11 protein-coding genes are annotated in these 9,174 nt (G+C 69.4%); 3 read left to right on the top strand and 8 right to left on the bottom strand.

Annotated elements, in window-relative coordinates; translation table 11 throughout:
* Window positions 1-639: AAA family ATPase (locus tag EQG76_RS00620; protein ID WP_159709664.1), on the top strand; the 639-nt coding region annotated here is incomplete at its 5' end.
* Window positions 640-689: 50 nt separating this feature from the next.
* Here EQG76_RS00620 and EQG76_RS00625 read toward each other — a convergent pair.
* Window positions 690-1,826: a GNAT family N-acetyltransferase gene (locus EQG76_RS00625; RefSeq protein ID WP_235031138.1), complete on the bottom strand. Its 1,137-nt coding sequence runs from the start codon at window positions 1,824-1,826 to the stop codon at window positions 690-692.
* A 7-nt stretch (window positions 1,827-1,833) separates the two neighbouring features.
* Window positions 1,834-2,307 (bottom strand): RidA family protein, encoded by a 474-nt coding sequence (locus EQG76_RS00630; protein WP_159709666.1) that lies wholly within the window; start codon window positions 2,305-2,307, stop codon window positions 1,834-1,836.
* A 142-nt stretch (window positions 2,308-2,449) separates the two neighbouring features.
* On the opposite strand from EQG76_RS00630, the gene EQG76_RS00635 reads away from it, so the two are divergent.
* On the top strand, window positions 2,450-3,478 hold the full coding sequence (locus EQG76_RS00635; RefSeq protein ID WP_235031139.1) for an agmatine deiminase family protein: 1,029 nt from the start codon (window positions 2,450-2,452) through the stop codon (window positions 3,476-3,478).
* A gap of 23 nt (window positions 3,479-3,501) precedes the next feature.
* On the opposite strand, the gene EQG76_RS00640 is transcribed toward EQG76_RS00635, so the two are convergent.
* The 5 genes from EQG76_RS00640 to EQG76_RS00660 all read right to left on the bottom strand — a co-directional run bounded on the left by EQG76_RS00640 (window position 3,502) and on the right by EQG76_RS00660 (window position 7,529).
* Complete coding sequence (locus EQG76_RS00640; protein ID WP_235031140.1) at window positions 3,502-4,263, bottom strand: inositol monophosphatase family protein; 762 nt, start codon at window positions 4,261-4,263, stop codon at window positions 3,502-3,504.
* A gap of 44 nt (window positions 4,264-4,307) precedes the next feature.
* Window positions 4,308-4,928: a thiamine phosphate synthase gene (locus EQG76_RS00645; protein WP_159709670.1), complete on the bottom strand. Its 621-nt coding sequence runs from the start codon at window positions 4,926-4,928 to the stop codon at window positions 4,308-4,310.
* Entirely contained in the window at window positions 4,925-5,848 is a 924-nt protein-coding gene (locus tag EQG76_RS00650; protein ID WP_159709672.1) for a class I fructose-bisphosphate aldolase, read from the bottom strand. The genes EQG76_RS00645 and EQG76_RS00650 overlap by 4 nt, the downstream gene beginning before the upstream one ends.
* 77 nt (window positions 5,849-5,925) lie before the next feature.
* Complete coding sequence (locus EQG76_RS00655) at window positions 5,926-6,267, bottom strand: hypothetical protein (RefSeq protein ID WP_159709674.1); 342 nt, start codon at window positions 6,265-6,267, stop codon at window positions 5,926-5,928.
* 65 nt (window positions 6,268-6,332) lie between these two features.
* Entirely contained in the window at window positions 6,333-7,529 is a 1,197-nt protein-coding gene (locus EQG76_RS00660; RefSeq protein WP_159709676.1) for a phosphoglycerate kinase, read from the bottom strand.
* Between the two features lie 86 nt (window positions 7,530-7,615).
* Between EQG76_RS00660 and EQG76_RS00665 the strand changes: the two genes are divergently transcribed.
* A complete protein-coding gene (locus tag EQG76_RS00665; protein ID WP_159709678.1) occupies window positions 7,616-8,527 on the top strand; it encodes a tellurite resistance TerB family protein in 912 nt (303 codons plus the stop codon).
* Between the two features lie 6 nt (window positions 8,528-8,533).
* Here the strand turns inward: EQG76_RS00665 and EQG76_RS00670 are convergent.
* Window positions 8,534-9,174, bottom strand: a 641-nt coding sequence (locus EQG76_RS00670) for a class I SAM-dependent methyltransferase (RefSeq protein WP_235031141.1), incomplete at its 5' end; no start/stop codon positions are given.

A 9,174-nucleotide genomic window follows, 5' to 3' on the forward strand; every position in this document is an offset into this window, starting at 1 on the left:
ATCGAGAAGGCGCACCCGGACGTCTTCAACATCCTCCTGCAGGTGATGGATTACGGCAAGCTCACCGACAACAACGGCAAGACGGTCGACTTCCGCAACGTGGTCCTGATCATGACCACCAATGCGGGCGCTGCGGACATGGCGAAGCCGGCGATGGGCTTTGGCAGCTCGGTGCGGCAGAACGAGGACAAGGAGGCGATCAATCGCCTCTTCACCCCTGAGTTCCGCAACCGGCTGGACGCGGTGATCCCGTTCGCAGGCCTCACCCCGGCGATCGTGCGCAACGTGGTCGACAAGTTCGTCAAGGAGCTGGGCGCGCAGCTGGCCGACCGGCGGGTCTCGATCGAGGTCGATGACCTCGCCCGCGACTGGCTGGCGGAGAAGGGCTACGAGCCGCTGTTCGGTGCCCGGCCGCTGGCCCGGCTGATCCAGGAGAAGATCAAGCGGCCGCTGGCCGACGAGCTCCTGTTCGGCCGGCTGGTCAAGGGCGGCAAGGTCGTGGTGACGATCGAGGATGGTGAGCCCGCCTTCCAGATCACCCCCACCGGCGGCGGGCCGGCGCTGCTGCCCAAGCCCGGCCCGGCCGCGGACGATGACGAGGAGGAAGAGGACGACCAGCAGCTGACGGTCGACGCCTGATCCTTCGAGCCTGATCCCCGGGGGCATGAGCCGGAGGGCCTTGTTGGGGATCAGGCGGCCGGCTCTGGTCGCGTGGCATAGGGCAGGGCGGCCTCTAGCTCTGCCCGTTCCACCTGGATTGCCCGGCGCTCCCTGGCCAGGAAGCGGGCGATCGCGTCGCGCAGGCCCGGATGGGCGATGCGGTGGGCGCTGTAGGTGAGGACTGGGGCATAGCCGCGCTGGACCTTGTGCACGCCCTGCGCGCCCGCCTCGACCCTGGGCAGGCCGTGCGCGATCGCCCATTCGATCGCGCGGTAGTAGCAGAGCTCGAAATGGAGGAAGCGATACTCCTCCAGGCTGCCCCAGATCCGGCCGTAGAGCGCGTCCTGGCCCACCAGGTTCAGGGCCACCGCCACCGTTCGGCGGCCGTCCCTCGCCCGCATCAGCACGACCCGGTCGGCCATGGTGCGGCCGAGCCGGCGGAACAGGTCACGGGTGAGATAGGCATTGCCCCAGCGCTTCTCGACCGTGGCCAGGTAGAACGGCCAGAAGTCGTCCAGGACGGTCTCGCCCAGTTCGGCTCCGGTCAGGGTCTCGACCACCAGCCCGGAGCTGGCCACCGCTTCGCGCTCCTTGCGGATCATCTTGCGCTTGGAGCTGCGCAGCGTGTCCAGAAAGTCCTGAAAGTCCCGATAGCCGGGGTTGCTCAGGTGGTACTGCAGGCCCAGCCGCTGGAGGAATCCGGCCTGGCCCAGTGCCGTCCACTCCGCCTCGCTGCAGAAGGTGACATGGAGGGAGGACAGGCCGGTTGTTTGGAGCATGTCGTCCAGCCCGCGCACAAGCAGGTCACGCGCCTCCGGCGTGCTGGCCGGCAGGCGGCTGCCGGGTACCGGCGTGAACGGCACGGCCACCTGGAGCTTTGGATAATAGCTGCCGCCGGCCCGGTGGAACGCGTCGGCCCAGCCATGGTCGAACACATACTCGCCCCAGCTATGGCTCTTGGCATAGACGGGTGCAGCGGCCAGCAGCGTGTCGCCGTCCTCGACCACGGCCGCTAGCGGCTGCCAGCCTGTGTCGGTGGCAGCGGAGCCGGATTGCTCCATGGCCGAGAGGTAGGCATGGCTCATGAACGGGTCGCCCGAGCCGGCCAACCGGTCCCAGGCCCCGGCATCGAGCGAGGCGACGCCGTCGCTTACCCGAAAGCGCAACGGCAGCTCAGTCGACCAGGAACACGGCGTCGACCTCGACCGCGCAGTTCAGCGGCAGCGACGGCGAGCCGATGGCACAGCGGGCATGCCGGCCGACCTCGCCCAGCACCTGGACGAACAGGTCCGAGGCGCCGTTGATGACCTTGGGATGCTCGAAGAAGTCCGGGGTGCAGGCCACCCAGCCGGTGACCTTCAAGGTCGCCTTGATCCGGCCGAGATCGCCATCCAGCGCGGCCTTGGCCTGGGCCAGCACGTTCAGCGCGCACTGGCGGGCCGCCCGCTGCCCATCCTCCACGGAGACGCCGCCGCCGAGCTTGCCTTCGACCAGGATGCGCCCGTCCCGGAACGGTACCTGCCCGGCGATCCACAGCGTCCCCGCACCCAGGCGCGCGGGAATATAGTTGAACTGCACCGCCGGTGGGGTCGGCAGCTCGATCCCGAGCTCCTTCAGCCGTGCCTCGATCGCCGCGCTCTGGCTCATCTCTCCGGTTCTCCGCTGGGCGTTCCTCGCAGGCGCAACCTAGGCGTCCGGCAGGCTTTGGGCCAGGGGGCGGGGGCCGTTGCGCACCGCGATGACATCGGGCACGATCCGCGCAGTGGGGATTGCCGGGTTAGGACATTCATTGAGCACGCCGCGCGACGATGGCTTCTTCATGCCGGCGGAATGGGCGCCGCACCGCCGCTGCTGGATGGCGTGGCCCTGCAACCCGCAGGTCTGGGGCGACCGGCTGAAGGCGGCGCGCGACGTCTATGCCGACATCGCGGATGCGATCGCCCAGTTCGAGCCGGTAACCATGATCGTGCGGCCGGACCTGATGACCACCGCCTCGCTGGTCACCTCCAAGAACATCTCGATCCTGCCGATGGCCCAGTCCGACAGCTGGACCCGCGACACCTGCCCGAGCTTCCTGATCGACGGCAAGGGCAATGCCGCGGGCGTGGCCTGGCGGTTCAACGGCTGGGGCGGGGTGCACCAGGATTTCGAGGAGGATGCGGCGATGGCGACGCGGGTGCTGGAGCACCTGAACCTGCCGGCCTACCAGAGCGAGCTGGTGACCGAGGGTGGCGCCATCCATGTCGACGGCGAGGGCACCTGCCTCTTGTGCGAGACGGCCATCCTGGACCCTGCGCGCAATCCCGGCCTGGGGCGCGAGGAGGTCGAGGCCGAGCTCCGCGCCATGCTTGGCGTGTCCAGCTTCATCTGGCTGGAGGCCGGGCTCACCGATGACGAGACCAATGGCCATGTCGACAACATCGCCTGCTTCGCAAGGCCGCGTGTGGTCATCACCATGCAGTGCGACGATGTCGACGACCCCGACTACGTAATCCTGCGCCGCAACCTCGAGACGCTGCGCGCAGCGCGCGATGCGAAGGACCGCGCGCTGGAAATCGTCACCCTGCCCAAGCCGAAGACCCGTCTGAAGGAAGACGGGACCCGGCTGACACTGTCCTATGTGAATTTCTACATCGCCAATGGCGGGATCATCATGCCGGGCTTTGGCGATCCCGCCGACAAGGTCGCGTATCGGACCCTGGAGGCGGTGTTCCCGGACCGGGAGGTTGTGCAGATCCCGTGCCTCGACCTGCTGCACGGCGGCGGCGGCATCCATTGCATCACCCAGCAGCAGCCCGCGGTCGAGCCGCCCGCCTGAAGCCCCGCCTGAAGGAAGGGCGTTCAGCCGACGGCGAGGAGGTCGCGGAAGGCGTCGCCCAGCGCCGCATTGGCCGCCATGACCGTGCCTTCTTCCCAAGGCCGGTCGTCGCCCTCCAGCCGGGCGGCCTTGCCGCCGGCCTCGCGGACCAGCAGCATCCCGGCTGCATAGTCCCACGGCTTGATCCCGTATTCCCAGTAGGCATCGAGCCGCCCGCAGGCGACATAGGCCAGGTCGAGCGAGGCAGCGCCCATGCGGCGCAGACCCGCCACCTGGTCGGCGACCCTCTCGTACTGGCCGGGGAAGCTCTTGCGCCCTTTCCAGTCGCGGACCGGGAGGCCGCAGCCGACCAGCGCCCGATCGAGTTCGGCTGTGCGCGAGACGCGGATCCGTTGGTCGTTCATGTAGGCGCCGTTGCCCTTGTCGGCGGCGAACAGTTCGTTGCGCACCGGGTCGTAGATGCAGCCGGCAGTAACCTCGCCATGCTGCTCCAGGGCCACCGAGATCGCCCAGTGCGGCATGGCGTGCAAATAGTTGGTGGTGCCATCGAGCGGATCGATGATGAAGCGGTGCTCGGGGAACCGGCCCTCGCGCAACCCGCCTTCTTCGGTCAGGATCGAGAAGTCAGGCCGGGCGCGGTGCAGGTCCTGGACCAGGATCTGCTCGGCCCGGCGATCCGCCGCCGAGACGAAGTCGGCCGGCCCCTTGACCGACCATTGCAGCTGCTCGACCTCACCGAAATCGCGCGCCAGCCCGCGGGCGGCGCGCACGACGGCACGGACCATGACTTCGAGATGAGGCGAACGACGGGGCACGGATCGGAACTCGCTTAAAGGACGGCGTCCGGGTCGGCCGCGGCGACCGCCTGGTCGAGATCGCTGAGCAGGCGGATTGGATCGGCCGACTGCCAGCAGGACGGCCCCGGCAGCGCGAAGGCGATCTTCGCGCTTACCAGGGTCGCCATGTGGGACGGCTCGATAAGCCCGGTGACGCCACAAGGCAAGACGAACAGTTCGGTCCACCAGGCGGCCAGCTCGATGGCGCGCTCCGGCTCCCGGTCGGCGCGGCCGAACAGGAGCCAGTCGGCGCCGGCCTCCCCGACCTCCATCGCCTCGTGACGGTCTAGGCTGCACAGGACGCCCAGCACCTTGTCCGGCGGCAGGCCGGCGCGCATTTCGGCCGTCCGCTCCGGCTCGGTCAGCAGGAGCCCGTCCAGCGCGCGAGCCTGTTGCAGGTCATCGCGCGCGAACACGGCGACGCCGTGGGCCTGGCCGAGCAGGCGGGCCGGCGTCGGGTCCACTCCGGGCGGCAGCAGGAGGGCAGCCACCCGCCCGCCGGCCAGCACCGGTGCCAGCGCTGCCGTCTCACCGTCCCGGGGCAGCGGGATGATCAGCCGGAGCCGATCATCCTCGATGCCTTCGTCTGCCTGGTCCTGGTCCGGCTGGCTCACGCGTCGCCACGATAGATGTCGACGATCCGGCCGAGCAGTTCCAGTGCCTCGGCCTTGGGCCGCTGGAAGGCGTTGCGGCCGACGATCGAGCCGGAGCCGCCGCCCGCCTTGATCTGCCGGATCTCCTCGACCAGGGCATCGGCACCCTTGGCCTCGCCGCCCGAGAACACCACGAGGCGGCGGCCGTTGAAGCTCGCCTGCATCACATGGGCGATCCGCTCGGACAGGGTCGCGCGCGGGATCTGCTTTTCCTCGTAGACCTTCTTCGCGGCTTCCAGGTCGAGCATGTCGGTGGGCGGCTTCACCTTGATGATGTTGGCGCCCATCAGTGCGGCCATGTGCGCAGCATAGGCGACGATATCGATCGCGGTCTCGCCGGCCTTGGTGACCATGCCACCGCGCGGATAGGACCAGACCACGGTGGCCAGACCGCTGGCCTTGGCCTCGAGCGTCAGCTCGCGCAGCTCCTCCATCATCCCGTAATTGTAGTCGGAGCCGGGATACATGGTGAAACCGATGCCGACGCAGCCTAGGCGCAGCGCGTCGCGCACGCTGCCGGTGACCGCCTGGTCGCCGATACCCTTGGCCAGCGAGTTGGCGCTGTTGACCTTGAGGATCAGCGGTAGCTCGCCGGCAAACGTGTCCGCACCGGCCTCAAGCGAACCGAGCGGTGCCGCATAGCCGGACAGGCCGGCCTCCAAGGCCAGCTCGAACAGGTAGTGCGGGTCATAGGCGGCGGGGTTGGCGGCGAAGCTGCGGGCGGGCCCGTGCTCGTAGCCCTGGTCGACCGGCAGGATCACGAGCTTCCCAGTACCGGCCAGCTTGCCCTGCATCATCAGCCGAGCCAGGTTCGACTTCACCCCGGGATTCTCGCTCTCGTAGTACGAGAGGATTTTCTTCACCGCCGGCGTAACGCGCATCGTCTGCATCCTTTTTCTGCCTTTGGACCCCGTGCTCGGACCGCACGCGGGTTAAGAACACGGCAGGGGTCGTGCCGTCAAACGGGCTGGGCGGCTCCCGGTGCCGCACGACGCCAAGCCCGGCAGCGGGCGGGCAGGTCATCGGCCGAATCCATGGCGAGCAGGGGCGGACCGATCTCCTGACGCAGCTCACCGCCCAGTGCCCGGGCGATCGCCGCCAGCCGTTCGTACCGTTCAGGCGGACCGACATGGCGCAGCAGGCGCAGGCCGCTGCGCAGGCAGGCCAGCACGTCGCCGGCGTGCTCCCCGCAATCCGCGAGGATCCGGCGCCCGTGCAGGCGCTCCAGCTCGGCGAAGAAGCCCGGCCCGGCATAGGCGACCGCACCCGGCGGGGTCACCGGCAGGATCACGAGCCTCAACTCGCACTCCACCGCCGCCACGGCCGCCAGATGCCGACCGTGATGGACGGTGACGGCAAGCGCGGTCAGCGTGCCAGGGCCGCCACGCCCGGCAGATCCTTGCCCTCGATGAACTCGAGGAAGGCACCGCCGGCGGTGGAGACGTAGGAGAACTCTTCCAGCACGCCGGCATGGGCCAAAGCCGCCACGGTGTCGCCGCCACCGGCCACGGACTGGAGCTTGCCCTCCCGAGTGAGCCTGGCCGCAGCTTTGGCCACCGCATTGGTCCCCTCGTCGAACGGCGCCACCTCGAAGGCACCCATCGGCCCGTTCCACAGCAGGGTCTTGCAGCCGGTCAGCGCTTCCTCCACGGCGGCCACGCTCTTGGGACCCACGTCCAGGATCATCTCCTCGGGCTTGACCGAATCGAGCCCGGTCACCCGGTGCGGCGCGTTCGCTTCGAACTGCGTCGCGACCACCGCGTCGACCGGCAGGACGATCCGGACGTTTCTGGCCTTGGCCTTGGCGGCGATCTCCCGCGCGTTGCTGGCCAAATCCTTCTCGCACAGCGACTTGCCGATCTCCACACCGTCCGCGAACAGGAAGGTGTTGGCCATGCCGCCGCCGATCACCAGCACGTCGACCTTGTCCAGCAGGTGGCCCAGCACGTCGAGCTTGGTCGAGACCTTGGCACCGCCGATGAGCGCCGCGACCGGCCGGTCCGCCCCGCCGACCGCTGCCCCCAGCGCGTTCAGCTCGGCCTCCATCAGCCGGCCCGCATAGGCCGGCAGGCGCTCGGCCAGGCCGGTCACCGAGGCGTGCGCGCGATGCGAGGCGGAAAAGGCGTCGTTCACGTAGACGTCGCCCAACGCTGCCAAAGCGTCGGCGAACTCCTTCTGGTTCTTCTCCTCGCCGGCGTGGAAGCGCAGGTTCTCGAGCAGCGCGATCCCGCCTTCCTCGACCTTCGCGACCGCGGCCTCGGCCTCGGGGCCCACGCAGTCCTTGCCAAACACCACGTCCACCCCGCCCAGTGCCTGGCCCAGCGCCCGGGCAATCGGCTCCAGCGACATGGCGGGCTCGACCTTGCCCTTGGGCCGGCCAAAATGGGACAGGGCGATGACCCTGGCACTCTTGCCCATCAGCTCCTTCAGCGTCACCGCGGCCCGCTCGATCCTGGTGGCGTCGGTGATCTCGCCGTCCTGCATGGGCACGTTGAAGTCGACGCGGACGAGCACCCGCTTCCCCTTCGGGTCGAACTGGTCGATGGTTTCGAAGCGGGCCATGGGATCCTCCCTCCGTGCTGCGGGTTCGAGGAGCTAGCACGGGTCATCAAGGGCATGAACCCTGGGCAAGCAGCCGAGGAGGCAACATGAACACGGGCGATCTCATCGGGCAGATCCTTCAGTCCGGCATGGCGCGCGGCGCCCACACGCGGATGCAACGCGGTGCCGGCAGTCAGCCTGGCCTGGGCGGGTTGCTGGGCGGCCTGCTCGGCGGCGGTGGCGCCGGCTCGGGCGGCGGCCTGGGCGACCTGCTGGGCGGCCGGAGCGGCAGTCACGGCGGCAGCGGCGGCGGTCTGGGTGGCCTCGCCGGGATGGCCAGCGACTATCTCTCCGGCGGAGGGCGCAGCCACTCCTCCCATTCGCGGGGCGGCATGGCTGGTGCCGGTGGCCTGGGCGGCATGGTCGGCGCCGGCAGCCTGGGCGGCCTGGTCGGCTCGATGCTGGGTGGCAGGCGCTCCAGCGGGATGCTGGGCGGTGCTGCCATGGGCGTGATCGGCATGATCGCCATGAACGCGCTGCGCAATCTCGGCCAGTCCCAGGGGGCAACGCCAGCCGCCCAGGCGCCCCAGGCAGCACCGGCCGCCCAGCCAGGCCAGGCGGCAGCGGCAGAGGTGAGCCCGGATGACATCCCGGCACCCAGCGAGTCCACCCAGCGGCTCATGCTGATGGCGATGATCTCGGCCGCCAAGGCGGACGGCCATGTCGACGATGCCGAGATGAACAACATCGTCGGCAAGCTGAAGGAGAACGGCGCCGACGCGGAGGAGCGCGACTGGGTGCTGCGCGAGCTGGCCAAGCCCATGGACCTGGACGTGCTGGTGGCCGCAGTGCCGAGCATCGAGGTGGCGGCCCAGGTCTATGCCGCCTCCGCCCTGGCGATCACGCCCGACACGCCCCAGGAGCAGGACTATCTGAACCAGCTCTCGGCCAAGCTGGGCCTGCAGCCGGCAGTGCGCGCCTATATCCACCAGGCGCTGGGTCTGCCGGCACCGGCCTGAGTCCCGTCAGGCGTTGGCCGGCCAAAAGCGCATGATCTCGGCGTAGCGGCCGGCCAGCGGGCGGTGCTCGAACCGACCGCGGTCCGCCGCGGCCAGGGTTCGAAGATGGTGTGCGACCTCCGGGCGATGGCGAACACCGAAGCGGTCGAGCCAAGCGACGAGGCCCTGCTGGAACCAGCGCGGCAGCGCGGCCGCATCCCCGAAATCCACGACATGCAGGATCCCGCCCGGTGCCAGCAGGGCGATGGCGCGGTCCAGTGCTGCCACTGGTTCGTCGAACATGCTGAGCGCGTAGGAAAACACCACGTGCCGGAAGCCGGCGGGATGGCCGGCCAAGCCGGCGTCCGCCTGCTCGCCGATGCCGAAGCCCAGCCGGATCCGGTGGGCGAGCCCGGCACGGGCGGCGGCCTCGCGAGCACTGCCCAGCATTGCGGCGGACGCGTCGATCCCGACCATGATCAGCTCCGGGTGCCGGCGGGCCAGGCGGACCAGGTTGCGGCCGGTGCCGCAGCCAATCTCCAGGAGCGTGTCGCCGGCTTCGACCGGGATCTCGTCGAGCAGCCGGTTGCGGCCCAGGAGATAATAGCGGCGGGTCAGGTCATAGATGTGCCGCTGGTGGCGGTACATCCGGTCCATGCGCCGGGCGA

This window comes from Geminicoccus flavidas, from assembly GCF_009806515.1.
Lineage (GTDB): Bacteria > Pseudomonadota > Alphaproteobacteria > Geminicoccales > Geminicoccaceae > Geminicoccus > Geminicoccus flavidus.